This is a genomic window from Paracoccus sp. (in: a-proteobacteria), assembly GCF_030538655.1.
In the GTDB taxonomy this organism is placed as follows: Bacteria; Pseudomonadota; Alphaproteobacteria; order Rhodobacterales; family Rhodobacteraceae; genus Paracoccus.
Genome location: NZ_JAUNTO010000009.1, coordinates 78,613 through 102,298 on the forward strand (window position 1 = coordinate 78,613; position 23,686 = coordinate 102,298).

Consider the following 23,686-nt stretch of genomic DNA (forward strand, 5'->3'; position numbering starts at 1 on the left):
GGGAACGTAGGGGAAACATTAACTGATTCGACCCATCCGAACCCGTTGCGCATATTTATTTATCGTTGGCTTTCAATATTGCGCAACGCACGCTCTCTTTTCCGGTTGATAATCTTTTAAAAACAAAACCGCTCTCCTGCTTGAAATGCGCAGGCTGTCCGCACGGGCAACCATAACAGGAGACTGCGATGCTTACCACCGTTGAACTCAAGGGTAATTTTGACCGTCAGGACGGGGTGTCCTCTGTTTCGGGGACGCTGATCTTTACCCTTTCTCAACGTGATTTCGATGGCTCGACCGTGATTGAACCGGCGGCACAGACTGTGCCCCTGGACGGCGAGGGAGAGTTTACAGGGGTCAGGTTGTGGCCCAATGAACGGGGGCGCATGGGCAGCACCTATCGCGTGGAATATCAAAAAGCCGGTGCCGCCAAGCCCGACCTGATCGAACCGGCGCTGTTCGTGCCTGACAGCGCGGCGCCGCTGGATCTGGCCGATCTGCTGTTGATGAACACCGTCGCCCGCGAAACCCGCCTGAGCCGGATCATCCCGATCAGTGCCGATGTCTTTGCCCAACGGCAACAGGCCGGCACGTTGGTCGAGGCGCTGTATCTGGTCGAAGGGGAAGCGGCATGAGCCTGGAACGCTTTTTCGGACAATTCGACCGTGCCGTGATCGTGCGCGGCGGGGTGGCGGCGGATGTGGCGCTGCTGCGTCGTGACGGCAGTTCGGCGCTGCGGCGCGCGGTGGTGCCGTCGGCCCCGGTGGCCGAGGTCGGCGTGGCGCTGTCTGGCGCAGCGCTGCCCGGCGAGACGATCACCGTGGTGCCGGGCGTCTATGCCGGGTTCCCCGATGTCACGCTTAGCTATCGTCTGATCCGCGATGGCGTTTCCGAACCGCTGGAGGTGCTGGAATTCGCCCTGACCGAGACCGATCTGGACCGCAGCATCGAGGTGATCGAACAGGCGGAAAACCCGCTGGGCACGGCGCAGACCAGCGCGTCGGTGACGGTGGCGCGGCTGGCCCCGTCGCTGGTCACGCTGAGCCATGGCGGCGCGGATGTGGCGACCGATGCCGGGCTGCCGCTGGTTCTGGCGGAACTGTCCGCCGATGGCACCCGCCCGCTGAACTGGGTGGCCGAGGGGCTGGGCGCGCATGTGGCGATTGCCACCGATGGCGCGGTGCCGGTGCTGCAACTGGTTTCCATGCCGGACGAGGGCAGCCATGACGTGACCATCCGCGCGGTGAACGCGGCGGGTGCGGCAGAGGCGGGCTTTGTGCTGACCGTGGCGCAGCCGGAAATCCGTGCGCCGGGTCATGTCACCCTGACGGCGGCGGATGCGGTGGTGCCGGCGGATGCCGGACTGCCGCGTGTTCTGGCCGTGGTGTCGGCGGATGGCTCGGCCCCGCTGGACTGGGCGCTGGAGCAGTCGGGCGATGCCTTTGCGCTGGAACAGGGCGAGGGTGGGCTGGAACTGCGGCTGATCGCCATGCCCGATCCGGGCGTGACGACGGTGGCGGTCAGCGCAGCCAACGCGGCGGGAACGGCGCGCGTGGTGTTTGACCTGATCGTGACCGAAGCCACCATCGCGCCGGGGCCGGTGGTGTTGTCGGCGCAGGCCGTGCGGGTGGTGCCGGATCAGGCGCTGCCTTTGGTGCTGGCGAATGTGGCGGCGGATGGTTCGTCGCCGATGGACTGGGCCGTGACCGGCAGCGAGGCGCTGACCCTGACCGAAGAAGACGGCGTGGTGCAACTGGTTCTGGTTGCGATGCCGGAACCGGGCGATCATTCGGCACAGATCATCGCGACCAATGCAGCGGGCACGGCGCAGGCCGGGTTCACGCTGACGGTGGCGGGTGACCTGAATCCGCCCACGACCCTGACGCTGGACGCGGTTGCGACCGAAGTGCAGCCCGACGCGGACCTGCCGCTGTTGTTGACCACGCTGGTCAGCGATGGCACCGCGCCGCTGGACTGGTCTCTGGTGGGGGCAGACGGGTTCTGCGCGCTGGAACCGGCGGGCATGGGCGCGCGGCTGATGCTGATTGCGATGCCTGGCCCCGGCGATCATGCGGTGCGGATTCAGGTGCGCAACCCGGCTGGCGTGGCCGAGGCGGGCTTTGTGCTGACCGTCGCCGAGACGGTCGAGGCGACCCCGCTGCTGCTGTCGCAGGCCGAAGCCGGGATTGCCACGGATGCCGATCTGCCGCTGCGGCTGGCGCTGGTGTCTGGCGGGACGGGTGCCGACTGGATGCTGAGCGGCGGCGACGGCTTTGCCGAACTGATCGCCCGTGACGGTGGTGCCGAACTGGTGCTGGTGGCAATGCCGCAGGCGGGCGTCTGGCCGCTGCGGGTGCAGTCGGGCACGGCGGGTGCCGATTTCGCGCTGACCGTGACGGAGGCGATTGTTCAGCCCCCCGTGGTCATGCCGCTGAAGCTGAGCGCGGGTCAGGCGCATGACGTGCGGCAACTGGACGGCGGCGCCATCGGCTTTTCGCTGAGCGGGACGGATCATGACGGCGAATATTCCATCGCCAGCCATCAGATCGAGGCCGGTCATCCGGTGGTCTTGCGCCTGCCGCAAGTGGTGGAAGCGCCCGCTGGCACGTTCACGTTGATGGGCGATGGCCTTTATGCCTGGCCCGAGGCTGATCCGGTGTCGGTCTTTGTCGATTGGGAAGTGGACGGAGTCGTGGCCGGTTCGGGTGCCAGCTTTACCCGCGATCCGTTGCAGATTGATGCAAGGATCGACATGGCGCTGCGGCTGGTCAATCTGGCCAGCGTGCGGCAGCAGGCTGACCTGACGCAGCGGGTTATGGTGCAGGCGCAGACGCTGTTCGCGCCCAAGACGATGCGCTTTAATGCGAGCGAGGGCGACATGATGCGCTGGGACCGCAGCTTTGCCGATGTGCAGCAGGCGCTGGTGATGACGCGGTTCCGCTTTGACCCCGAGGCGGGCACGGCCGATTGGCGCGACAGCGTTTTCCAGTTCAGCAACAGGTTCCAGATCACCGTGTCCAGCGCCACGGGTTCGCTGCGCGCCTTCCTGCGCGCCGATGCGCCGGCCGACAGCGCCAGCACCGGCTATATACAGACCTTGCCGGCGAATATGGTGCTGGCCCCCGGCGATCTGGTCGATGTGATCCTTGGGATCGGGGCGTTTGGCGCCAATGGCACACCGGCGGCCTATTCTACGGCGCGGATCAATAACGGCGAATGGCGAAACGGTGCCGTGGTCAGTGCAAGCGATCGCGTGATCCGGGGCGAATATTCAACCGGGGTGCGTCTGGGCTATGGCGTTGTCAGTGCGCTGGCCCGTGGCAGCCATAATCTGCATCGCACCGCGCTGTGGCTGGGCAATGCGATAGACCGCGAGACGGCGCGCGAGCTGTTTTTCCGGCCTGACGGCGGGCTTAAGCAGCCCGAGGTATCCCGGACGATTCTGGGGCAACCGCTGATCGACGTTTACGACGGTGCCAATCACGGAACCGCCGGGGCGCCCGATTTCATCACCGATCTGGCATAAGGGGACGGCCAGTGACCTATCACATTTCGACCAAAGGGCTGGAAACAGCCCGCAATCTGATCTTTGTCCGCGATGATAAGGGGGCCGAACCCGAGGCGCATACGGCAACGGTGGATGTTCTGGGCAATGCGTTCACCCGCCATGCAAGGGTCATGCAGGGGCGGCTGGTGCCGCCGCTGATGGTGCAGCAGTTTCAGCCCGACTCGATCGACCATGCATCGAACACGCTGCATTTCCCGCGCAATACCGTCGCAGGCTGGGATTCGTGGAAAAGCGGCTGGCTGGATGGTGCCGAAGTGGTCGTGTTCCGTTACGAAAACGGTCGCGCCATTCAGGCGGGCACGACCACCGTCACGCAAAGCGTAGCGCGACAGGTCAACCCGCTTCACGGTGACAAGCTGGCGATTCCGCCAGGTGTCAGCAGCTATCGCTGGTCGCCCGAAGACTGGTGGCGGCGCGGCGGCGTGGTCTGGATCGCGGTTGCGGCGGTGGATGAACAGGGCCGTCGCGGGCCGTGGTCGGCGCCGGTGGCCTTTACCGTCGGTGAGGGGCGCGGTGTGAATGACACGACCGACGCAGGCACGCTGATCGAGAGCGGCAACTTTCACCAGCACATGCCGGACGCGACGCTTCCGGTGCCTGCGGCTGTGTCGGTCGCGCCGCAGAATGGCAACCGCACCGCCGAAATCACATGGACTCCGGTGCCGGGGATGCGCCATGTCATCGGCCGGTCCTATGAACCCGAGTTCGCGCAGGTTGAAACGCTGACGGTCGCCGACGCCTCTTTCATGCGTGAAACCGATGTGCTGACCGTCCGCAAGCGGTTCGACCATCGCTATCAATTCGGGGATCTGATTACCGATCGCCTGTGGGGGGCATCGACCGTTGGCCGGTTCGGGGTTTCGGGGATCGGCGCTTTTGCCGATATGATGCCCGAAGGCGTCCGCTTTGAGTTCATGTCCGACGAAGCCGGTCCTTTCGTGCGCCTGCACGTGGCCGAGGGGCGCAGCCACACCATTCAAAGCGCGACCCATTCGGGCACGGCTGCATCGTGGTATCATGTGCTTGACCCGGCGCGGTCGTATAACCTGCATACGGTCATGCGCGCGTCCGCGCCCGCCTCGCTGACGATGCGGGTTACCGATGCCGGGATCAGCAATATGACGCGTCATGTCACGACGGATTGGACCGCGCAGGACAACATCTTTACCCCGGCCAGCCTGTTGCGTTCGGCCGGGGCACGGATGACGCAGATCATCGTGCGTGGGCCGGTGCAACTGGACATCCGCCAGATCACCTTTTGCGAAGCCGGGACCACGCCCTTTGCCGCCACGCCCGAGGAACGCAAGGTTCTGCTGGCCAGCGCCAGCAGTCACATCCGCTTTCATGCGTTCTGCAAGACCAATCCCTGGACCTATAGCATGGAGGATTTTCTGGCCGAGATCGGCGTGCCCGCCACCAAGGGTTGCTCTCTGCCACAGCATTTACGCATTCTCAGAGACTTGCGCGACAGCCCTGAAGGGCGCGAGATGGCGGCGCGTGTCGGCCATTCGATCCTGAACCCGTGGATTCAGGTCGAACCGCCATGGTCGCGGGACGAGGACTGGCAGATGCTGGCCGGGTATCTTTGCACCACCTACGATGCGGGTGCGCCAGACAGCCCCGAACAACGCGGTGCCGCGCTGCGCGTCAGTCAGGGCCAGATCAGGCCGTGGCAGGATGAATTCGACAGCATCCGTATCGAGGTCGGCAACGAACCGTGGAACAGGATGGGCGCATTCTATACCCTGACCGAAGTGGGCGGCGTCGGTGGCGGCACATGGAATGGTGCGCTGCTGGATCGCGCGGCCGAAGCGATCATGGCGGCGCCCGGCTATGACGGCGACAAGTTCAGCTATTATCTGGGCGGCTGGTCGGTCAGCCAAGCGTGGAACTCTGCCAGTATCGCCGCGTCAAAGCACGCCGATTTCATTGGTTATGCCGATTATAACGGCGGTTGGGACAGCGGACTGAACGAGGCGTTGTCGGTCGATGATCCTGCTGCGGTGCTCAAGACGCTGGCCAATACGGGCGTGCAGTCGGGCACGGTGACGCCGCGGCTGCATAACATGCCGCGGCTGGTGGAACTGTGCCGTGTCGCCTCGGAAGGCCGGGCCAAGCCGATCCGCGCCATGCATTACGAGGCCGGGCCGGGCTATGTGATGAACGGGCTGAACGGGCATTCGGTGACGCCGGAACAGCACGCCGGGCAGGAACGGCTGATGAAATCCGTGGCGGCGGGCACGGCGACGCTGGATGCGTTTCTGTTTAACGCCAGCGCGGGCATCCACAGCACCAACTTTTTCACCTTGAACGAAGGCGAGCATTGGAAGGCGCGGGCAAGCTGGGATCGCGGCGGGGCGTTCAACCCGCCCTATCAATGGTTCTGCTTTGCCAACCAGTATCTGACCGGGCGCATCAGGCTGTTGCCGCCGCAGGTCGTGCATGTGCTGAACGATGGTGGTGGCAAGGCGCATGGCGATGCGGTGCGTGTCTATATGGTGGAACGCCGCAACGGCGAACGGGCACTGGCATTTGTCAACGTCGATTCGCTGAACGCGCATGAGGTCAAGGTGCGGATGCCGCAGGGGAGCTGGCGCTGGACGCGGCATTACATGACCGGGGATATGCTGGACAGCAACATCACCGCCGAAACGGCGGACAAGGTGGCGATCCTGTCCGAGCAGATGCCCGATGGTTGGGGCGGTGCGATGCTGGATGTCACCCTGCCGCCCGGCAAGGCCGAGGTCTATATCGCCGCGGCATAACCATGTGCCAACAGAAACGCCCCGCGACAGCGGGGCGTTTTTCTTTTGGGAGGGCTGCGGGGGCGGGCCGGATGGTCGATGTTGGCGGCGCAACTGTTTGTGACGTGCAGGAGGCCCCGCGAATATTTCTGTGTGCAGTGTATTCTGGGATGACACTTGTTGCGATGCTGCCGGTATGAGGGCAGCCAGCCAGTCGCCCCAGCCTTATATCCGAACCTGCGCCACCTGCGCGCGAACCTGTCGGATCAGGCTACCGCCAGCGGGCGCGGCGACCTCCGCTGCCATCGGCTGTATCTGACCCGACCGTGCCTCTGCCGCCTAAAGGATCAGCGCGTCGTCGGGCAGGGTGGTCAGGTTGCGCAGCAGGATGGCGAAATCGGCGCGGCTGTCACCGTTGAAATCCGCTGTCAGACGCAGATCTGCGTCTTCTCTTACAACGCGCAACTGGCGCAGCCCGCCGGAAAACGGATCTTCCCCGATCAGGGTCAGCCGCAGGGCTGACAGATCCAGCCTGTCCTGCGCGGGGTTGAAATCGGTGATGACATCGGGCGCATCACTGCTGGCATCGGTGCGGGCGCGGAACAAGAATATATCCGCCCCTGCGCCGCCCGTCAGCGTATCGGCCCCGGCACCGCCGTTCAGCGTATCGTTGCCCGCGCCGCCGTTCAGCACATCATTGCCGTTGCCGCCGCTCAGGCTGTCATGCCCGCTGCTGCCCATCAGCGTGTCGTTGCCATCTCCGCCGGTCAGCGTGTCATTACCCAACCCGCCGAAAAGCTGGTCGTCGCCGGCATGGCCGTGCAGCCAGTCGTTGCCGTCATCGCCATAAAGGCTGTCGTTGCCGTTGCCGCCGCTTAGCCGGTCGTCGCCCGCTCCGCCGCGCAGGGTGTCATGGCCGGGACCGCCGTTCAGCGTATCGTTGCCCACCCCGCCCAGCAGCGTGTCATTGCCCGCCCCCCCGTTCAGCAGGTCGTCGCCGCCGCCCCCGTCCAGCCAGTCGTCGTTATTGCCGCCCCACAGCACGTCATTGCCATTGCCGCCATAAAGATGGTCAGCATGATCCCCCCCGTGCAGCGTGTCGTTGCCGTTGCCGCCGAACAATGTGTCGCGCCCACCCTCGCCATACAGCAGATCGTTGCCCGCGCCGCCCTCGATCCGGTCCCAGCCCGCGCCGCCGCGGATGGTATCATTGCCAGCCAGCCCAAGGATGGTGTCATTGCCCGCCCCGCCCCGGATCAGGTTGGCCGCACCGTTGGCGGTGATGTGGTCATTGCCGCTGCCCGCGACATAATTCTCGATCACGGTGTCATAGGCGATGCCCATGATGCCCTTGTGGCCCAGGATGTCGGAAAACTGGTTCTGTCCCAGACGCACCACCTGATCCCTGGTATCGCCTGACAGGTTGATCGTATCCCGCCCGCCCTGATCGTAGATGGTGAACATGATCGGCGTGCCGTAATCGCCCGCCCTGATCCAGTTGCCCACAGCCTTGTGAATGCCGGTCGCGTTGCTGCCCCAGCCATAGGTGGTGTTGCCCGTCGCCACGCCGGTCGGTTTGCCGTAAATCTGATGGATCGCGATGATGTCGGCGGGCATCGGCGTGACCGCATAGGCGTAGGATGCGTTGACGGTGGGGTTATCATCGGGCGCGAAATAGGACATGACCGACAATTGCCAACTGTCGTTTGCAAACCAGTTGTCGCGGCCATAGCGGGCAGTGCCATTATACAGCCCGGCGTGCCCCAGCCCAAGGGCGTGGCCGATCTCATGAACCCAGGTCTGCATGTAATAGCTGTTCAGGCGGGTGCCGTAATCCAGCGACCACCAGTAATCGACATTGATCGTGGCCTGGGTCAGCCGCCCCGTCGCCGTCATCGTGGATTCGGTATAGGCCCCGCCACTCCAACTGGTCAGCTGTATATCTGTGCGGCCAAAATCCTCGAACTGAAATTTGATCCCGGAAACATCGGTCCAGGCTTGCAGCGCCAGTTTGATGGTGGACAGTTGGTCGCTGAAACTGATCCAATTGTCCACCTTCAGCGTCTTTGATGCGTCCAGATACCATTTGCGCGAAATCTGGCCGGTTTCCGCCCAATAGGTCGAGGTCAGATAGGTCGCAAGCTGTTGTGCGGTCAGTGTTTTCATATCGTGCAAAACTCGGTCTTTGGGCGGCAGATCAGAGACTTGGCCTTAACATGTGGCCCCTCGCGGGGCAACATTGCATAACCGGCGAATTTGACACGACATTGAGCCGTGCCTTGCGATCCAGAGGGGTGACTTGAGCGTGAACCGGCACTATAAGCGCGGGCAATTGTGACGAGTAAAGGCGATCATGCGTATAGAACCCACCGCCATCCCCGATGTTCTGGTCATCACCCCGGCACGCCACGGCGACGCACGCGGCTTTTTTTCCGAAAGCTGGAACCGCCGCGCGCTGGAACAGGCCGGCGTGAGCCTGCCGGAATTCGTGCAGGACAACCATTCGATGTCATCGGCCATCGGCACGCTGCGCGGGCTGCATTATCAGGCCCCGCCCCATGCGCAGGGCAAGCTGGTGCGCTGTGGTCGTGGGCGGCTGTTCGATGTCGCGGTCGATGCACGCATCGGCAGCCCGACCTATGGGCAATGGGTGGGCGAGGAGTTGTCGTTCGATAACGGGCGGCAGTTGTGGATTCCCGCCGGGTTTCTGCACGGCTTCGTGACCCGCGAACCCGATACCGAAATCGTCTATAAATGCACCGATCATTACAACCGCGATGCGGATGGCGCGGTGCGGTGGGATTCGCTGGGCATCGACTGGGGCGTCGATGCGCCGGTGCTGTCGGAAAAGGATGCGCTTGCGCCTGCCTTTGCTGACTGGACTTCTCCGTTCGGGGGGCAGGCATGAAGATTCTGGTAACAGGTGGGGCAGGGTTCATCGGCTCGGCCGTGGTGCGGCTGGCGATTGCGCGCGGCCATCAGGTGGTGAATCTCGATGCGCTGACCTATGCGGCCAATCTGGAAAACGTCGCCAGCGTGGCGGATGACCCCGGCTATGCCTTTGAACAGGTCGACATCCGCGACCGTGCGGCACTGGACCGGGTGTTTCAGACCCACCGCCCCGATGCGGTGATGCACCTTGCCGCCGAAAGCCATGTGGACCGTTCCATCGACGGGCCGGGTGCCTTTATCGAAACCAACGTGACCGGCACCTATAACCTGCTGGAAGCGGCGCGGGATTACTGGACGCGCGAGGGGCGGCCCGAGGGCTTTCGCTTTCACCATATTTCCACCGACGAGGTGTTCGGATCTCTTGGGCCGACCGGGCAGTTCATGGAAACGACGCCCTATGACCCGCGCTCGCCCTATTCCGCGTCCAAGGCGGCCAGCGATCATCTGGTGCGCGCGTGGCATGAGACCTATGGCCTGCCGGTGGTGCTGACCAATTGTTCCAACAATTATGGGCCGTTCCATTTCCCCGAAAAGCTGGTGCCGGTGGTGATCCTGAACGCGCTGCATGGCCGCCCGATCCCGGTTTACGGCGATGGCGGCAATGTGCGCGACTGGCTGTATGTCGAGGATCACGCCGACGCGCTGCTGCTGGTGCTGGAAAAGGGCGAGTTGGGCCGCAGCTATAACATCGGCGGCGAGAATGAGGCGAAGAACATCGACCTCGTGCGCACCATCTGCGCCCATATGGACGAACTGCACCCCGAAGGCGCCCCCCACGCCGACCTGATCCAGTTTGTCGCCGACCGCCCCGGTCACGACCGCCGCTATGCCATCGACCCGACCCGGATTCGCGAGGAACTGGGCTGGCGGCCCTCGGTCACGGTGGAACAGGGGCTGCGCAAGACGGTGGAATGGTATCTGGCCAACCGCGGCTGGTGGGAACCGCTGCTGTCGCGCGAGGGTGTGGGCCAGCGGCTGGGCAAGGCATGATGCTGGTTTTCGGCAAAACCGGGCAGGTGGCGCGCGAACTGGCGCGGCTTGCGCCTGATGCACGGTTTCTGGGGCGTGAAGATGCCGATCTGACCCGCCCGGACGCCTGCCGCGATGCGATCATGGATCTGTCGCCCGCAGTGGTGGTCAACGCGGCCGCCTATACCGCCGTGGATCGCGCGGAAAGCGATGCCGATACCGCGATGCTGGTCAACGGCGAGGCGCCGGGCGCAATGGCCCGTGCCTGCGCCGCGCTGGGGGTGCCGTTTCTGCATGTGTCCACCGATTACGTCTTTGACGGCTCGGGCGACTGGCCTTGGCAGCCCGGCGATGCGACCGGGCCGCTGGGTGTTTACGGCGCGACGAAGCTGGCGGGTGAAGATGCTGTGCGCGCCAGCCGCGCCCGCGCCGCGATCCTGCGCACAAGCTGGGTGTTTTCCGCCCATGGCGCGAACTTCGTCAAAACCATGCTGCGGCTGGGGGCGGAACGCGACCGGCTGACCATCGTGGCCGACCAGATCGGCGGGCCGACCCCGGCGGCGGCAATTGCCGATGCGTTGGTGTCGATGGCCGGGCAGATGCAGGCGGGCAAGGACGGCGGCGTTTACCACTTCTCGGGTGCGCCGGATGTGTCATGGGCCGATTTCGCGCGCGAGATTTTCGCGCAGGCCGGGCTTTCCCCGGTGGTCGAGGATATTCCGACCAGCGCCTATCCCACGCCCGCACGCCGTCCGGGCAATTCGCGGATGAATTGCGACAGTCTGCTGGCCGATTTTGGTGTTGCGCGCCCCGACTGGCGCGCTGGTCTGGCCAAGGTTCTGGCCGAGTTGAAAGGTTAACACATGCAGCGCAAGGGCATTATTCTGGCAGGCGGTTCGGGCACGCGGCTGTATCCGATCACCATGGGCGTGTCGAAACAACTGCTGCCGATCTATGACAAGCCGATGATCTACTATCCGATCTCGGTGCTGATGCTGGCCGGCATCCGCGAGATCGCGATCATCACCACGCCCGAGGATCAGGCCCAGTTCCAGCGCCTGTTGGGCGATGGCAGCCAGTGGGGGCTGCGGTTCGAATGGATTGTGCAGCCCAGCCCCGATGGGCTGGCGCAGGCCTATCTGCTGGCGCGCGATTTTCTGGACGGTGCGCCTTCGGCCATGGTTCTGGGCGACAACATCTTTTTCGGCGTCGGTCTGGGCAAGATGCTGAGCGAGGCCAGCGCGCAGACCTTGGGCGGCAAGGTCTTCGGCTATCACGTCGTTGACCCGGAACGTTACGGCGTCGTCGATTTCGACGCCGATGGCACGGTGCGCTCGATCATCGAAAAGCCGCCGGTGCCGCCGTCGAACTATGCCGTGACCGGCCTGTATTTCCTCGACGGCACCGCGCCGGAACGCGCCGCACAGGTGCAACCGTCCGAAAGGGGCGAGCTGGAAATCACCACCTTGCTGGAAAGCTATCTGGCGGATGGCTCGCTGACGGTTGAACTGATGGGGCGTGGTTATGCCTGGCTGGACACCGGCACCCACGCCAGCCTGCTGGATGCGGGGAATTTCGTGCGCACGCTGGAAAACCGGCAGGGCCTGCAAACCGGCAGCCCGGACGAGATCGCTTATCAACAGGGCTGGATCAGCGCCGATCAGTTGCGCGACCGGGCGGCGAAATTCGCCAAGAACGATTATGGCCGTTATCTGAGCGGGCTGCTGGGCTAGGCTCTGATCCGTTGATTTCCCATTGCAGCCGGATATGTTGGGCGGTGCGCCCGCAATATCCGGTCTTTGGGAACGCATGAAGGGTCAAATGGACCAGCATGGGCCGCTTGGCCGTGGGGGCACTACGTCCCGCACGGTCCATTTTGGGTGCTCGGACGCCCCACAAGCGAGAAATGAATGGGGTCATCTCCATCAGGCACGCAGGTCGGCGGTCAGGGGTGGACCAGCCTGCCCGCCTGATCTGTTGTTGGCAGGGCATCGGTCAGCCGCAGATACCACAGCATCGCGATCAGCCGCTGTGCCGCCTGTCGTCGAGACAGCGCCGGGTTCGGTTCGCCCCTTTGTTGCCATGCTTGAAGATATGGCCTTGGTGCTACCGGCTTTCCTGCCGCTGCTGTTTGCATACCTGCCGGACGGTGGCGTCGGGCAGTGGGGCGGTAATCCATCGCAGCAACGGGACCAGCGGTTCCTGCCTGTCGTTACCGTTCAAGTGCCGTATCATGTCGGTCACATGCCGAGTCATATCGCCACTGCCGGGTTCGGGCAGTGCTGATTTGGCCCGCGCGGACAGCGCCAACATCAGCCGTTCCCGGCTGGGCCATCCACAGTAAAGCGCGACCTTGCCTGCACGGGCGCGGCGCGCGAGGGGTTCCGCCGCCAAGCTGGCATCGCTCTGCCCGGCGATGATCTGTATTGCTGCATCCAGAATCGCTGTATCTGGTGCCAGATTGCGGCGGGCACGGATCAAGGCGGGCGCTGCGCCGACTGGCCGAATGTGCGCCTGCCTATCGGAACGGTCCCTTCTGTTCATCAAGATCCCGCGTTTTGACAGGTGTTTGCCACGCGCCCGGCGATCACGCCGCGCTGCCCTGCTTATGTTCACCGTCGCCTGTTCTCAGGTGACGCTAGGGCTGATTGGTTCTGACCCCGCTGACGCCGGACTGGCCGCTGCCTGCGCGGGGGAGGGGGGGCGGATGGTGGTCTGCACGATGGTCCGGGGGCATTATCCCGCTGATCCATCGCTGCCTGCGGCACCCGACGTGATGGGCGCGGTCCGGTGCCGCAGTCGCCCCATCGCCGCAGCCGCATACAAGGCCGCCGTTCCTGCGGTTTCGTGGCGGTAAAGCCGCAGCCGCGCCATGCACGCCGCCGCCAGCGGGCCGGGCGCGTGCAGCGCCGCGCCGAAATCGTGCAGCACCGCGCGGCTTTCCGACGTCAACAGATCGCCCGCGCCCGTCAGCGCCATATGGTTCGCCGCCAGCCAGCCGCCGAAGCTGCCGTCGAACAGCATCGCCAGCCGCTTGCGCCGGGCGGCGGCGGTATCGTTGCGGCCCATCTCGTTTGCGCCGTGCTGGCGGTATTTCAGAACCGGCGTATCGTCTTTCAGGATCGCACCGCCCGCGCCTGCGATCAACTGATAGGCCCACCAGTCATGCGCCACCACATCCGCTGCCCGCGCTGCCGCCGCCCCCGCTTGCAGGATCGTGGCGGCGGCGGGGTTAAAGACGCTGGTATTCCCCGCCGTGCAGGCCTGCACCAAGGCGTTGCGCAGCCCGAACGGCCGGGCAAAGCGCGGCGATTCGGTCAGCACGCGCAGATCCGCGTCGCAGATCAGCGTGCGCGCCGAATAATGCGCCGGGCCGGATGCGGGTGCGGTCATTGCCAGCGCGCGGTGCAGCTTGTCGGGATGCCAGTCGTCATCCTGATCGGAAAAGGCCAGCCATGCACCCGGCGGGGCCTGGGCAATCAGGTGCAGGAAATTCGCCGTGGCCCCGGCGCGCGGGCCATCAATGATCTGCACCTGCCCCGGCGCGCGGCTGGCGGCGAAATTGGCGATCACCGCGCGCGTGTCATCGCTGGAGCTGTCATCCGAACAGATCAGCCGCCAGTTTTCATGTGTCTGCGCGGCGATGCTGGCCAGTTGCCGGGGCAGGAACGCTGCCCCGTTGTAAGTGGCCATGAGGATCACGATCTGCGGCATCAGGCACCCTTTCGGTTTGCGCGGATGTGCCATTGCCACGCTTGCGCCGCAACCGGGTTAACCTTCCTTGCGGGCAATATCCTCGATCAGCACGGCGCGAACATCCGGTCCGGACACCTGCCGCGCCGCCGTCAGCAAGGTGGCGCGCAGCGGTTCCAGCCGCGCGTCAGCGGTAAAGTTGCCGTCAAAGCCGCCGGTATTGGCGTGGATCATCAGTGACCGCAGCAGGGCGTCGCGCAGCCGCGCCTCCATCCCCGCGATTTTGGACTGGCTGGGGGCGCTGACCTCCAGCGAGACCGAGAGGATCATGATCGAGTCGGTTTTGCCGTTGCGCACGATAGGGACAAAGAACTGGTTGGCAAAGCCGAACCACGCCAGATCGGTGGTTGCGTCATCGGTCGGAGGGGGGGCAGTTGCGGGCACGGTGGCGGCGTGTTCTTCGCCCTCATCGTCCGCTGCGGCGGTGGCGGCATCGGCCTTGGCCCCGCCGCGCAGCATGTCGCCGCCAAAAGCGCCGCCGATGAAGGCTACCAGCGGCAGCACCAGCATCAGGATTTTCTTGACCATGGTTGAACCTCAGTAGGGCAGAACAATGTCGGCCAGTTGCTGGCCATAGCGCGGCTGCTGCACGTCGCTGATCTGACCGCGCCCGCCATAGGAAATCCGCGCGCCTGCGATGCGGTCATAGGCGACCTCGTTGCGGCGGCTGATGTCTTCGGGGCGGACAAAGCCGCTGACGGTCAGTTCGCGCATCTCAAAGTTCACCCGCACCTCTTGCGTGCCCTGAATTTGCAGCACGCCGTTGGGCAGGCGGTCCAGCACGGTTGCCGCCACGCGCAGCGTTACCTTGTCGCGGCGCGAGATGTTGCCGGTGCCCTTGAAGGTGGATGACGAATCCATATCGACCAGATCGGCCATGGTCGCGCCTTCAGGCAGCTTGCTGTCCAGCCGCTGCGGGATACCCGCCAGCGAGGAAATGCCAGCCGTATCCGCGGCCTTGCGCGTCCGGCCGGTGGTGTTCGACATCTCGGCCCGGTCGTCGATCTGGATCACCACGGTCAGAATGTCGCCGCGTTGCGTGGCGCGGCGATCGCCCACCAGCGAATTCTGCGAGCTTTCCCACAGCGAGGCGGCTGCCTCGGGGCGGCCGGTGCCGGGGGTGATCTCCAGCGGTGGATTGGTCATGGCGGCGAATTCGACCGAAGCCTGCGGTTCGGTCATTGTCGGCGGTTTGCCCAGATGATCGGTGCGCCCGCAGGCGGTGATGGCCAAGGTCAGGCAGATCAGTTTGATGGCAGTTTTCACGAGGATTCTTCCGTTCATGGATCAGTTGATGACGGTCACGCTGCCGTCGGAGTTCACGCGCGCGGTTACGGTGCTGCGCGAGGCGGTGTTCATCACGCGGATCACGTCGCCCGCAGCACCTTCGGACAGGGCGCGGCCCTCGGCCTCTATACGTAGCGCGCCGCGTTCATAGGCCAGCCGCACGATCTGGTTGCGGTCCACCAGACGTGGGGCGCGCAGGACAGAGGCGGTCACGGGGCGGCCTTCGTAAATGGTAAAGCGGGTCTGCTGCCCGATGGCCTGTTCCGCATCGCGGATGCCGCGCGCATCGGCGGTGCGGATCAGATCGGATTCGGAAATCACCGTTCCGGCGGGCAGGGTGCGGGCAGCGGCCCAGCCTTCGGCCTGTGCCGGGCCAGCCGCCAGCAGGGCGGCAAGGATCACCCCCCGCATCAGCGCACCTGCACCGTTGCGCCCAGCATCTGGTCGGCGGCGGTAATGACCTTGGAGTTCAGCTCATAGCCGCGCTGCGCTTTAATCAGTTCGGTAATCTCGCGCACCGCATCGACCGAGCTGTCCTCAAGATAACCCTGCCGCAAGGTGCCCAGACCTTCCAGCCCCGGTGCCGCGACCATTGCAGGGCCGGATGCCATGGTTTCCAGAAACAGGTTCGAGCCGACTGCCTCAAGCCCCTTTTCGTTGACGAACCCCGCCAGCGTGATCTGGCCCAGCATTTCAGGTTCGGTCTGGTCGTTGAAATAGGCATAGACCTCGCCCTGCGCATTGATGGCGATCGACCGGGCCTCGGCGGGGATGGTGATGCCTGGCGCGACTTCGTAACCGTCGGATGTGACGATCAGCCCTTCGCCCGTGCGCTTTAGTCCGCCATCGCGGGTATAGGCAGAGATGCCGGATGGCAGCGTGACTTCCAGATAGCCCAGACCTTCGATGGCCAGATCCAGATCATTGCCGGTATGGCTCAACGAGCCTTGTTGCAGGTTCGCCGTAACGGCGGTCGGACGCACGCCAAGGCCAAGCTGCACGCCCGCGGGCACAATGGTGCCGTCGGATGCGGTGATGGTGCCGGGGCGCGTCACCTGCTGATAGGCCAGATCGGCGAATTCGGCGCGGCGGGCATTATAGCCGGTCGTGGACATGTTCGCGAGGTTGTGGGAAATCACATCGACGCGGGTTTGCTGGGCGCTCATGCCGGTGGCGGCGATTTGCAGGGCTTTCATAGGGTTAAACCTTTCAGCGGCTCATGGCGGTGATGACGTTGCGGATGCGCTGATCCTCGCGGTCAAGGAAGGACTGGCCGAGTTCATAGGCGCGCTGCACCTCGATCATGCGGCTGATTTCCTGCAATGGGTTGACGTTGGAATCTTCCAGAAAGCCTTGCAGGATGCGGGGGTTTTCCTGCGGCTCGACCTCGCCCGAGGGGACGAACAGGGTGCCGCCGGTATAGGTGATGTCCTCGCGCGCGGGTTCGGCGAAAACGCCGATCTGTGCCAGCGGTTGTCCGTCGGCGGAAACCGTGCCGTCGGGGCCGATGGCGATGCGGTCTGCGCCGCCGGGGATCGCAATCGGGGCCTGGCCTTCGTCCAGCAGACGGTAGCCTTCGGCGTTCATCAACTCGCCTTCGGGCGACAGCATATAGGCGCCCGCGCGGGTCAGGCGATTGCCTTCGGGCGTCTGGACCATGAAAAAGCCCTCGCCTTCGATGGCGAGATCGAAGGTGCCGTTGGTCTGGCTGACGGGGGCCACGCTTAGATCGACCAGCCGTCCGCGCGCATTGGCCATCGACAGCGTATCGCCGCGTCGGTCCAGCGCGGTCAGGTGTTCGGAAAAGATCACCCCTTCGCGGCGGAAGCCGTTGGTGTTGGCGTTGGCGATGTTATTGGCGACGGTGCGCATTTCGTTCATTAGACCCGATTGGCGGGTCAGGGTGGCATAGATGGCGTTGTCCATGGCTCAGCTTCCGGCAATCAGCGGGATGATCTGCCCGGTGTAGAAATCGGACAGGGCGGTGGTCATAAAGCTCATCGTGACCCAGAAGACGATCAGCATCAGCCCGACCTTGGGCACGAAGGTCAGCGTCATTTCCTGAACCGAGGTCAGCGCCTGAAACAGACCGATGATGACACCGGCCACCAACGCCACGATCAGCAGCGGGGCCGAGATGCGCACCGCCAGCAGCAGCGCCTGACGCATCATGTCAAAGAGGATCGTCTCGTCCATCGGGGCGGCCTTACACCGGCATCCGCAGGATTTCCTGATAAGCCTCGACCACCTTGTCACGGATGGCCACCACGGTTTCCAACGCCAGTTGCGTTTCAGCCAGCGACTGCACCAGATCGTGGGTGTCGGCCTTGCCGGTCATGGTGGCCGTGGCGGTTTTGTCTGCCTGCTGCATCATCGCGCTGAATTCGTCGGCGGCGTTGCGCAGTTGCGGGGAAACCTGTCCTTCCGTCGGGCCATCGGGGGCGGTGGCACGGCGGGCGGTGGCATAGGCATTGGCGGCGTTTACCGTCGTAATCATCTGAACTCCTTTCAGCGGCGCAGCAGTTCCAGAAGGGACGATCCCATCTGGCGTGATTGTTCAAAGGCCCGCAGGTTCGCCTCATAGCTGCGGCTGGCTTCGCGGGAATCGGCGATCTCGACGATCAGATTGACGTTTGATCCGGCGTAATATCCGGCTTCGTCGGCCATCGGATGCGCGGGGTCGAACACCTGCGGCAGATCGGTCTGATCCAGCCGGGTGCGGCCCACCTGAACGCCGCCGGCGGGGCGGCCAAAGCTGACCTGTTCTTCAAAGCTGACCAGCTTGCGGCGATAGCCGGGCGTGTCGGCATTGGCGATGTTTTCGGACACGCGGCGCAGCCGTTCGGCCTGTGCCTTCATGCCGGATGCGGCCAGTTCTGTGGCGGAGATGCGATCCATCGCTTAGCCCCGGCCCAGACTGGTGCGCAGCATGTCCAGCCCCGATTTGTAGATCCCCAGGGCCAGATCGTGCTGCCGCTTGACCGAGGCCGAGCGCATCATCTCGTCCTCGATGGTGACGGTGTTGCCGTTGGGCGAGGCACCTTCGGTTTCCGCGATGATACGCGGGCTGCCACCGGACCACAGCGGTGCGGTGATATGGCGCGCACGGGTCGCGTTCATGCCCGAGGTGGACGGCCTGCCATAGCTGTCGGCAAACTTTTCCAGATCCTTGGCCTGATAGCCGGGCGTGTCGGCATTGGCGATGTTGCGGGCTGTCACCACCTGTCGGGCCACAGCGTGATTCGTCATGGCCCGTGCCATTTTCAACGTCGTAATTCTTTCAAACACCGAGGCTTCTCCCTGGTTCCGATAAACCCGGTCTTAACCCCGAATGGTTTAGAAACCCTTTCGACGCGGCAGAAATTCGCAAGACAGGAGAGTGCTGAGATGGAAAAACTGGAATCTATCGCCACCCGGATCAGGGCCGCGCGTGCGGCCCGCTATCATGGGCGCGTGCAGGCGATCCGGGCTGGAACGATCAGTGTCAGCGGGCTGAACGGGCACGCTTCTGTCGGGGATCGTGTTTCGTTTTCAATGCCTTCCGGGAATGTCGGTGGCGAGGTGATCGGCCTGTCGCAGCGCCATGCCAGCATCCTGCCCGAACGCCATGTCGAGGGGTTGTCCATCGGGGCACCCACGGAATTGCTGTTCGCGCCGACGCTTGCGCCCTGCGAATCATGGGTCGGGCGAATCATTGATCCGTTCGGTCAGCCGTTGGATGGACGGGTGTTGCCGCAGGGTCTGCGACTGATGCCTTATCGCCCCGATGCGCCGCCGGCTGCCCGCCGTCGCCGTCTGGGGGCGCGGCTGGATACCGGGCTGGCGGTGTTCGATACCCTGCTGCCCATCGTGCAGGGGCAGCGGATCGGTCTGTTCGCCGGATCGGGTGTGGGCAAATCCACGCTGCTGTCGATGCTGGCCAAAGGGGTGCAGGCCGATGTCGTGGTCATTGCGATGATCGGTGAGCGCGGCCGTGAACTGCGTGAATTCGTTGAAGAAACGCTGGGGCCAGAGGGTATGGCGCGCGCGGTGGTGGTCGCTGCGACCTCGGATCTGTCGCCACTGGTGCGGCGGCGTTGTGCCTGGGCGGCGATGACCGTGGCCGAATATTTCCGCGATCAGGGGCGGCATGTGCTGTTTCTGGCCGATTCGATCACCCGCTTTGCCGAGGCACATCGTGAAATCGCGCTGGCCGGGGGGGAGGCGCCCAGCTATCGCGGTTTTCCGCCCTCGACCTCGAATCTGATTATGGGGCTGGCCGAACGCTCGGGGCCGGGGGTCGAGGGGACGGGTGATATTACCGGCATCTTCAGCGTTCTGGTCGCCGGGTCGGATATGGAGGAACCCGTGGCCGACATTCTGCGCGGTGTGCTGGATGGCCATGTCGTTCTGGACCGTGCCATCGCCGAACGCGGGCGGTTCCCGGCGGTGGATGTGGTGCGGTCGGTGTCGCGGTCACTGCCTGCGGCGGCCAGTGCGCCGGAAAACGGGCTGATCACCCATGCCCGCGCGGCGATGGGGGCCTATACCGAATCCGAACTGATGATCCGCGCCGGACTGTATTCCCCCGGCGCTGACCCGAAACTGGACGAAGCAGTCAAGCTGTGGCCGCGGCTTGATGAATTCGTCAGCAGACGCGCGCGAAATTGTGGCGATAGTTTCGCTCTGCTGGGCGAGGCGCTGCGCCTTCCGGGGCCGGGGCATTCCACGCTTAGGAAAGGGTAATCGGAACTATTATAGGCCCTTAATCATTGTTAGGATAGGCGGTGGAGGCATTGCGCCGCTTGTGATGATTTGCAAGTGTCCGTCCGGCTTAGACTAGGGGCGGAAAATGGCGATCACAGAATACTTTATCCGTTTTCTCCAGCGCCGTGACACTCTGGCCGACGCGGACATCCAGCGGCTGCGTGCCATCCCGACCGAGCATGTCATCTTCGGTCCCGGCGAGGTCATCATTCCTCTCGACCGGCAGGTGCAGCGCAGTTGCATGATGCTGCGCGGCATGTCGGCGCGGTCGCATCAACTGGTCGGCCGCCCCGATGATCGCGTGATCACGGCGCTGCATGTGCCGGGCGATTTTGTCGATCTGCATGGCTTTGTTCTGGCGGGGTTGGAACATTCGGTTGTTTCGGTCGGCCCGACCGAGGTCGAATTTATCAACCACACCGAGCTGACCGAGATCACCGAAACGCATCCGCATCTGACGCGGCTGATGTGGATGTCCACCCTGATCGACGCGGCGATTCACCGGCAATGGCTGGTCGCGGCGGCCTCGTTGCGGTCCAGCGCGCATCTGGCGCATTTGCTGTGCGAGATCTACACCCGGCTGAATGCGGTTGGTGCGGCGGATTCGATGCGTTTTACCCTGCCGCTGTTGCAGCGCGAATTGGCCGATATTCTTGGTTACTCGCCGATTCACATCAACCGGGCGGTGCGTGATCTGCGTGATCGCGGGCTGATTCGCTGGCAAGGGACCGAGATCGAGATTCTCGACTGGAATGGTCTGGCCCGGCTGGCGCGCTTTGATCCGACCTATCTGGATCTCGAACGCACGCAGCGTTGACTACTGGCACAGCCGCCAGTCTCCACGCCGCTGTGCCATATCCAGATGCAGGTGATCGTCATGCGCCCCGTCTGATCCGGGGCCAAGAACCGTGGTAAAGAACAGGCAGGCGGTGGCGCGGGCCGCGCGCTGAAACGCCATCTCGGGCAGGCCCGAGCCGTCGCGCGGTTCGACCGCCAGATCGGGGGCGTCGGCAAAGGTAAAGCTCGCGATGTCCAGCGCATTCCCAAAGGCATGCTCCGACATCCGCCCCGTCCCGCCATCGCCGCCAATCCGTCCCCGGCATTGATAGGTCGATCCCAGCCTGTAACCGCTTAATTGCGGCGCGCGGGGCAATCGCGCGGCGGCAGGGCGCACAAAGTCGCGCGTCCACAGCGCCAGCGACCGCGCCAGCTCGCAGCGCATCGGCGCGCCGCCGTGCAAGGCGACGCCGGGCTGAACCTCGGCTACCAGAACCGGGCGGTCGATGCCGCAGCCGGGGTTTTCCGGGTCGGTGACAGGCGGCTGTTGTTGATATGTGACGCCCAGCAGGGTCAGCGCCAGCAGGCAGGCGGAATGGTCGAAATCACTGGTTTCGAATTGCGCGCGCCCCGGTTGGTCCACCTGTGATGTGCTGGCCGGGTCAGGCGTGGTCGCGGCAGGCCGGGCAGGGGGCCGCGTGTCAGCCGCTGGATCGTCCGGGGCGGGCTTGGGCGCGGGCTGAGCCATCGCGCCGCCGGCACTGGCCAGAGCGGCGATCAGCACCAAGGCCCGCAGCCGCATCACCGACCGCCCACGTCGGCGGGCACCGGCACGACGGTGATGTTATCAGGCAAAGCCCGTTCCAAGGCGCTCGACAGCGGGTCGGCCAGCTCTTCGGTGGTGTTTTCGATCACCTTGTTATCTGCGGTTGTCGCCTCTGTCGCCGCCGGGGTTTGTGCCGCCGCCGCCGCGGCACGGGGCGTGACGCCGGTGGCTTCGGCAATGGTCACACCCGGTTCCAGAAAATGCACCTTTGTCACGCCGGGCTGCACCAGATGCGCCAGTTCGCGGGCGTCCCAGTTGGTCAGCCGCACGCAGCCATAGCTCTGGTTGCGAAACAGTTGCGAGGGCGCGGGTGTGCCGTGGATGCCATAGGTCGGCTTGGACAGGTCGATCCAGACCGTGCCCACCGGCCCATTCGGCCCCGGCGGCACCACCAGCACCCGGTCATTGTTACCCTGCTTGAAATTCCGCGAGGGATTATAGGTATAGGTCGGGTCCAGCGCCACCGCCCGCACCATCACCTCACCCGAGGGCGAGGGGGTCGTGCTGGACCCCACTGTCGCTGGATAATCGGCCAGCATCCGACCATTGGCATCATAGGCCGCGACGCGACGGGTGGCCTTGTCGATATAGATATTCGCCACCTTACCCCGCAGCGGCGGGGCGGGTGCCATCACCTTGATCGTGGCGCCCGGCACCAGATCGACGCCGGGGTTCAGAAAGGCAATGAATTTTTCGTCCATATGGAACCGTTCGCCCAGGCGTTCGGCGATGCTGGTATAGCCCATATGGCTCATCTGCGCCTTTTCGGCATAATCCGTCGGGATCGAGGCAACCAGCCCTTCGGCATCAGCCTGGGTGATGGTATAGTCCTGCGTGGCTGGGCGTTCGGCATAGGCTTGCAGCATGGCCCAGACGGCGTGATCCATGATCCCGTCCATCGGCAGACCAGCCCGGCGTTCAAACGCCTTGATGGCGCTTTCACTCATCCCGCCCTTAAAGCCGTCGATCACACCGGGCGAGGTGCCGCTGCGGTCCAGCAGGATCTGCACCTTGGCTGTCAGCGCCGACCGGCCTGCGGGCAGATCGCCGCCGCCATAGCTCGCGGCCTCAATGTCTGCCGCCGTAAAGGGCACGTCCTGCGCCACGGCGGCCGAGGACAGCAATAGGGAACACAGGGCAATCAGGCGCAGGGACATGGCGGACTCCGGTCGGTTTTCCCGGTAATGCGGCTTTCCCGGAGCAAGCACCAGCCCCAGCCGCCGCCAGGGATTCACATTTGCATCAGCGGGAACACGCCGACATGTCTTTCGTTTGCAAATATCCCGGGGGGAAATCCGGCAAGGCCGGATTGGGGGGCTGGCCCCCCCACCCGCCGCGGGACGCAATCAGTCCTCGGAAACCAGCCGGTGACCGGGGGGATAGGACTGGCGGGAATAGGATACCGGCATGGTGTTGGACCAGTTCGTCCGTTCGATCGTCAGCAGCGGGGTGCCGGTGGGCACTTGCAGGCTGCTGGCGGCCTCGATGCTGGCGGCCTCGGCCAGAATACTGAACCGGCCATGGGTCAGCGCGACATTGCGCGCCAGCCACTCATGCGGTGAGGCGACGGTGAAATTTTCGCACTCGACCGGCGGCAGGGCCGTCAGGTTCAGCCAGACCGTTTCCGAACAATGCGGGCGACCATTGGCCAGATACAGCAGCCGCGTCGCCATCACCCGCCGGTCGGGCGCGATTTGCAGCGCCAGCGCGACATATTCGGGCGGAATGGTGATGCCGCATTCCAGCATGGTATAGCCATATTCCGCGCCCGTCGCCTCGATTTCCTGACGGATGACCGAGATTTCCAGCACGGTCCGGCGCGATGGCGTGGTGGCGACGCGGGTGCCGACCTTGCGGCGGCGTTCCACGATGCCGCTGTCGGCCAGTTCGCGCAGCGCGCGGTTTACGGTGGCGCGGGCGCAGCCCAGTTCCACCGCCAGTTCCTGTTCGGTCGGGATCAATTCGCCCGGCGCCCATTTGCCCGACCGGATACGGTCCAGCACCTCGGCCCGGACGGATTGCCAGGTGTTCATCCGAGGTTTGGGCGCGTTGGCGTGAACCCCG

24 protein-coding genes are annotated in these 23,686 nt (G+C 64.4%); 9 read left to right on the top strand and 15 right to left on the bottom strand.

Going from position 1 to position 23,686, the window contains the following annotated elements; translation table 11 throughout:
- Positions 1–188 precede the first annotated feature (188 nt).
- Genes Q4G22_RS08070 through Q4G22_RS08080 form a run of 3 tightly spaced genes read left to right on the top strand, consistent with a single transcriptional unit; the run spans position 189 to position 6,333 of the window.
- Positions 189–635, top strand: coding sequence for a hypothetical protein (locus tag Q4G22_RS08070; RefSeq protein WP_303385392.1), 447 nt, complete (start codon positions 189–191; stop codon positions 633–635).
- Complete coding sequence (locus Q4G22_RS08075; RefSeq protein WP_303385393.1) at positions 632–3,526, top strand: hypothetical protein; 2,895 nt, start codon at positions 632–634, stop codon at positions 3,524–3,526. Before Q4G22_RS08070 ends, Q4G22_RS08075 begins: the two co-directional genes overlap by 4 nt.
- Positions 3,527–3,537: 11 nt before the next feature.
- Positions 3,538–6,333 (top strand): hypothetical protein, encoded by a 2,796-nt coding sequence (locus tag Q4G22_RS08080; protein ID WP_303385394.1) that lies wholly within the window; start codon positions 3,538–3,540, stop codon positions 6,331–6,333.
- 318 nt (positions 6,334–6,651) lie between these two features.
- Here the strand turns inward: Q4G22_RS08080 and Q4G22_RS08085 are convergent, their stop codons facing one another.
- A complete protein-coding gene (locus Q4G22_RS08085) occupies positions 6,652–8,478 on the bottom strand; it encodes a M10 family metallopeptidase (RefSeq protein WP_303385395.1) in 1,827 nt (608 codons plus the stop codon).
- 187 nt (positions 8,479–8,665) lie between these two features.
- Here Q4G22_RS08085 and rfbC point away from each other — a divergent pair, with 187 nt between their 5' ends.
- From rfbC to rfbA, 4 genes are read left to right on the top strand one after another with little or no spacing between them, the layout of a single operon-like run.
- Positions 8,666–9,220, top strand: coding sequence for a dTDP-4-dehydrorhamnose 3,5-epimerase (rfbC, locus tag Q4G22_RS08090; RefSeq protein ID WP_303385396.1), 555 nt, complete (start codon positions 8,666–8,668; stop codon positions 9,218–9,220).
- Positions 9,217–10,254, top strand: a complete 1,038-nt coding sequence (rfbB, locus tag Q4G22_RS08095) for a dTDP-glucose 4,6-dehydratase (protein ID WP_303385397.1) — start codon at positions 9,217–9,219, stop codon at positions 10,252–10,254. Before rfbC ends, rfbB begins: the two co-directional genes overlap by 4 nt.
- Entirely contained in the window at positions 10,251–11,093 is an 843-nt protein-coding gene (gene rfbD / locus Q4G22_RS08100; RefSeq protein ID WP_303385398.1) for a dTDP-4-dehydrorhamnose reductase, read from the top strand. Before rfbB ends, rfbD begins: the two co-directional genes overlap by 4 nt.
- A 3-nt stretch (positions 11,094–11,096) precedes the next feature.
- The gene (gene rfbA / locus Q4G22_RS08105) at positions 11,097–11,966 is read left to right on the top strand and encodes a glucose-1-phosphate thymidylyltransferase RfbA (protein ID WP_303385399.1); all 870 of its coding nucleotides are present in this window, start codon (positions 11,097–11,099) and stop codon (positions 11,964–11,966) included.
- A 373-nt stretch (positions 11,967–12,339) separates the two neighbouring features.
- Here rfbA and Q4G22_RS08110 read toward each other — a convergent pair whose 3' ends face one another.
- From Q4G22_RS08110 to Q4G22_RS08160, 11 genes are all read right to left on the bottom strand, one after another.
- A complete protein-coding gene (locus Q4G22_RS08110; protein ID WP_303385400.1) occupies positions 12,340–12,714 on the bottom strand; it encodes a hypothetical protein in 375 nt (124 codons plus the stop codon).
- A 255-nt stretch (positions 12,715–12,969) separates the two neighbouring features.
- Positions 12,970–13,947 (bottom strand): glycosyltransferase, encoded by a 978-nt coding sequence (locus Q4G22_RS08115; protein WP_303385401.1) that lies wholly within the window; start codon positions 13,945–13,947, stop codon positions 12,970–12,972.
- Positions 13,948–14,004: 57 nt separating this feature from the next.
- Positions 14,005–14,514 (bottom strand): hypothetical protein, encoded by a 510-nt coding sequence (locus Q4G22_RS08120; RefSeq protein ID WP_303385402.1) that lies wholly within the window; start codon positions 14,512–14,514, stop codon positions 14,005–14,007.
- Positions 14,515–14,523: 9 nt separating this feature from the next.
- The gene (gene flgH / locus Q4G22_RS08125) at positions 14,524–15,270 is read right to left on the bottom strand and encodes a flagellar basal body L-ring protein FlgH (protein WP_303385403.1); all 747 of its coding nucleotides are present in this window, start codon (positions 15,268–15,270) and stop codon (positions 14,524–14,526) included.
- A 3-nt stretch (positions 15,271–15,273) separates the two neighbouring features.
- The gene (gene flgA, locus Q4G22_RS08130) at positions 15,274–15,684 is read right to left on the bottom strand and encodes a flagellar basal body P-ring formation chaperone FlgA (RefSeq protein WP_303385404.1); all 411 of its coding nucleotides are present in this window, start codon (positions 15,682–15,684) and stop codon (positions 15,274–15,276) included.
- A complete protein-coding gene (gene flgG, locus Q4G22_RS08135; RefSeq protein ID WP_303385405.1) occupies positions 15,684–16,469 on the bottom strand; it encodes a flagellar basal-body rod protein FlgG in 786 nt (261 codons plus the stop codon). The genes flgA and flgG overlap by 1 nt, the downstream gene beginning before the upstream one ends.
- Before the next feature lie 13 nt (positions 16,470–16,482).
- On the bottom strand, positions 16,483–17,199 hold the full coding sequence (locus Q4G22_RS08140) for a flagellar hook-basal body complex protein (RefSeq protein ID WP_303385406.1): 717 nt from the start codon (positions 17,197–17,199) through the stop codon (positions 16,483–16,485).
- 3 nt (positions 17,200–17,202) lie between these two features.
- Entirely contained in the window at positions 17,203–17,469 is a 267-nt protein-coding gene (locus Q4G22_RS08145; protein ID WP_303359850.1) for a flagellar biosynthetic protein FliQ, read from the bottom strand.
- A 10-nt stretch (positions 17,470–17,479) separates the two neighbouring features.
- The gene (gene fliE, locus Q4G22_RS08150) at positions 17,480–17,770 is read right to left on the bottom strand and encodes a flagellar hook-basal body complex protein FliE (RefSeq protein ID WP_303385407.1); all 291 of its coding nucleotides are present in this window, start codon (positions 17,768–17,770) and stop codon (positions 17,480–17,482) included.
- A gap of 11 nt (positions 17,771–17,781) precedes the next feature.
- Positions 17,782–18,171: a flagellar basal body rod protein FlgC gene (gene flgC / locus Q4G22_RS08155; RefSeq protein WP_303385408.1), complete on the bottom strand. Its 390-nt coding sequence runs from the start codon at positions 18,169–18,171 to the stop codon at positions 17,782–17,784.
- Positions 18,172–18,174: 3 nt separating this feature from the next.
- Positions 18,175–18,561 carry a FlgB family protein gene (locus Q4G22_RS08160; protein ID WP_303359853.1) on the bottom strand — a complete coding sequence of 129 codons (387 nt, stop codon included), beginning with the start codon at positions 18,559–18,561 and terminating at the stop codon, positions 18,175–18,177.
- Positions 18,562–18,660: 99 nt separating this feature from the next.
- Between Q4G22_RS08160 and Q4G22_RS08165 the strand changes: the two genes are divergently transcribed.
- Together Q4G22_RS08165 and Q4G22_RS08170 are read left to right on the top strand one after the other, a co-directional pair.
- On the top strand, positions 18,661–19,998 hold the full coding sequence (locus tag Q4G22_RS08165; RefSeq protein WP_303385409.1) for a FliI/YscN family ATPase: 1,338 nt from the start codon (positions 18,661–18,663) through the stop codon (positions 19,996–19,998).
- Positions 19,999–20,104: 106 nt separating this feature from the next.
- Positions 20,105–20,836, top strand: coding sequence for a Crp/Fnr family transcriptional regulator (locus Q4G22_RS08170; protein ID WP_303385410.1), 732 nt, complete (start codon positions 20,105–20,107; stop codon positions 20,834–20,836).
- Here Q4G22_RS08170 and Q4G22_RS08175 read toward each other — a convergent pair whose 3' ends face one another.
- The 3 genes from Q4G22_RS08175 to Q4G22_RS08185 form a co-directional block, all read right to left on the bottom strand.
- Positions 20,837–21,598: an extensin family protein gene (locus tag Q4G22_RS08175; protein WP_303385411.1), complete on the bottom strand. Its 762-nt coding sequence runs from the start codon at positions 21,596–21,598 to the stop codon at positions 20,837–20,839.
- Complete coding sequence (locus tag Q4G22_RS08180; RefSeq protein WP_303385412.1) at positions 21,598–22,779, bottom strand: L,D-transpeptidase; 1,182 nt, start codon at positions 22,777–22,779, stop codon at positions 21,598–21,600. The genes Q4G22_RS08175 and Q4G22_RS08180 overlap by 1 nt, the downstream gene beginning before the upstream one ends.
- A 189-nt stretch (positions 22,780–22,968) precedes the next feature.
- Positions 22,969–23,655 (bottom strand): GntR family transcriptional regulator, encoded by a 687-nt coding sequence (locus tag Q4G22_RS08185; RefSeq protein WP_303385413.1) that lies wholly within the window; start codon positions 23,653–23,655, stop codon positions 22,969–22,971.
- Positions 23,656–23,686 lie beyond the last annotated feature (31 nt).

Bases quoted from the DNA above. Each gene is read 5' to 3' on its own strand.
- Q4G22_RS08070 (WP_303385392.1), top strand. From the start codon at position 189: ATGCTTACCACCGTTGAACTCAAGGGTAATTTTGACCGTCAGGACGGG.
- Q4G22_RS08075 (WP_303385393.1), top strand. From the start codon at position 632: ATGAGCCTGGAACGCTTTTTCGGACAATTCGACCGTGCCGTGATCGTG.
- Q4G22_RS08085 (WP_303385395.1), bottom strand. From the start codon at position 8,478: ATGAAAACACTGACCGCACAACAGCTTGCGACCTATCTGACCTCGACC.
- rfbC (WP_303385396.1), top strand. From the start codon at position 8,666: ATGCGTATAGAACCCACCGCCATCCCCGATGTTCTGGTCATCACCCCG.
- rfbB (WP_303385397.1), top strand. From the start codon at position 9,217: ATGAAGATTCTGGTAACAGGTGGGGCAGGGTTCATCGGCTCGGCCGTG.
- rfbD (WP_303385398.1), top strand. From the start codon at position 10,251: ATGATGCTGGTTTTCGGCAAAACCGGGCAGGTGGCGCGCGAACTGGCG.
- rfbA (WP_303385399.1), top strand. From the start codon at position 11,097: ATGCAGCGCAAGGGCATTATTCTGGCAGGCGGTTCGGGCACGCGGCTG.
- Q4G22_RS08115 (WP_303385401.1), bottom strand. From the start codon at position 13,947: ATGCCGCAGATCGTGATCCTCATGGCCACTTACAACGGGGCAGCGTTC.
- Q4G22_RS08120 (WP_303385402.1), bottom strand. From the start codon at position 14,514: ATGGTCAAGAAAATCCTGATGCTGGTGCTGCCGCTGGTAGCCTTCATC.
- flgH (WP_303385403.1), bottom strand. From the start codon at position 15,270: ATGAACGGAAGAATCCTCGTGAAAACTGCCATCAAACTGATCTGCCTG.
- flgA (WP_303385404.1), bottom strand. From the start codon at position 15,684: ATGCGGGGGGTGATCCTTGCCGCCCTGCTGGCGGCTGGCCCGGCACAG.
- flgG (WP_303385405.1), bottom strand. From the start codon at position 16,469: ATGAAAGCCCTGCAAATCGCCGCCACCGGCATGAGCGCCCAGCAAACC.
- Q4G22_RS08140 (WP_303385406.1), bottom strand. From the start codon at position 17,199: ATGGACAACGCCATCTATGCCACCCTGACCCGCCAATCGGGTCTAATG.
- Q4G22_RS08145 (WP_303359850.1), bottom strand. From the start codon at position 17,469: ATGGACGAGACGATCCTCTTTGACATGATGCGTCAGGCGCTGCTGCTG.
- fliE (WP_303385407.1), bottom strand. From the start codon at position 17,770: ATGATTACGACGGTAAACGCCGCCAATGCCTATGCCACCGCCCGCCGT.
- flgC (WP_303385408.1), bottom strand. From the start codon at position 18,171: ATGGATCGCATCTCCGCCACAGAACTGGCCGCATCCGGCATGAAGGCA.
- Q4G22_RS08165 (WP_303385409.1), top strand. From the start codon at position 18,661: ATGGAAAAACTGGAATCTATCGCCACCCGGATCAGGGCCGCGCGTGCG.
- Q4G22_RS08170 (WP_303385410.1), top strand. From the start codon at position 20,105: ATGGCGATCACAGAATACTTTATCCGTTTTCTCCAGCGCCGTGACACT.
- Q4G22_RS08175 (WP_303385411.1), bottom strand. From the start codon at position 21,598: ATGCGGCTGCGGGCCTTGGTGCTGATCGCCGCTCTGGCCAGTGCCGGC.
- Q4G22_RS08180 (WP_303385412.1), bottom strand. From the start codon at position 22,779: ATGTCCCTGCGCCTGATTGCCCTGTGTTCCCTATTGCTGTCCTCGGCC.
- Q4G22_RS08185 (WP_303385413.1), bottom strand. From the start codon at position 23,655: ATGAACACCTGGCAATCCGTCCGGGCCGAGGTGCTGGACCGTATCCGG.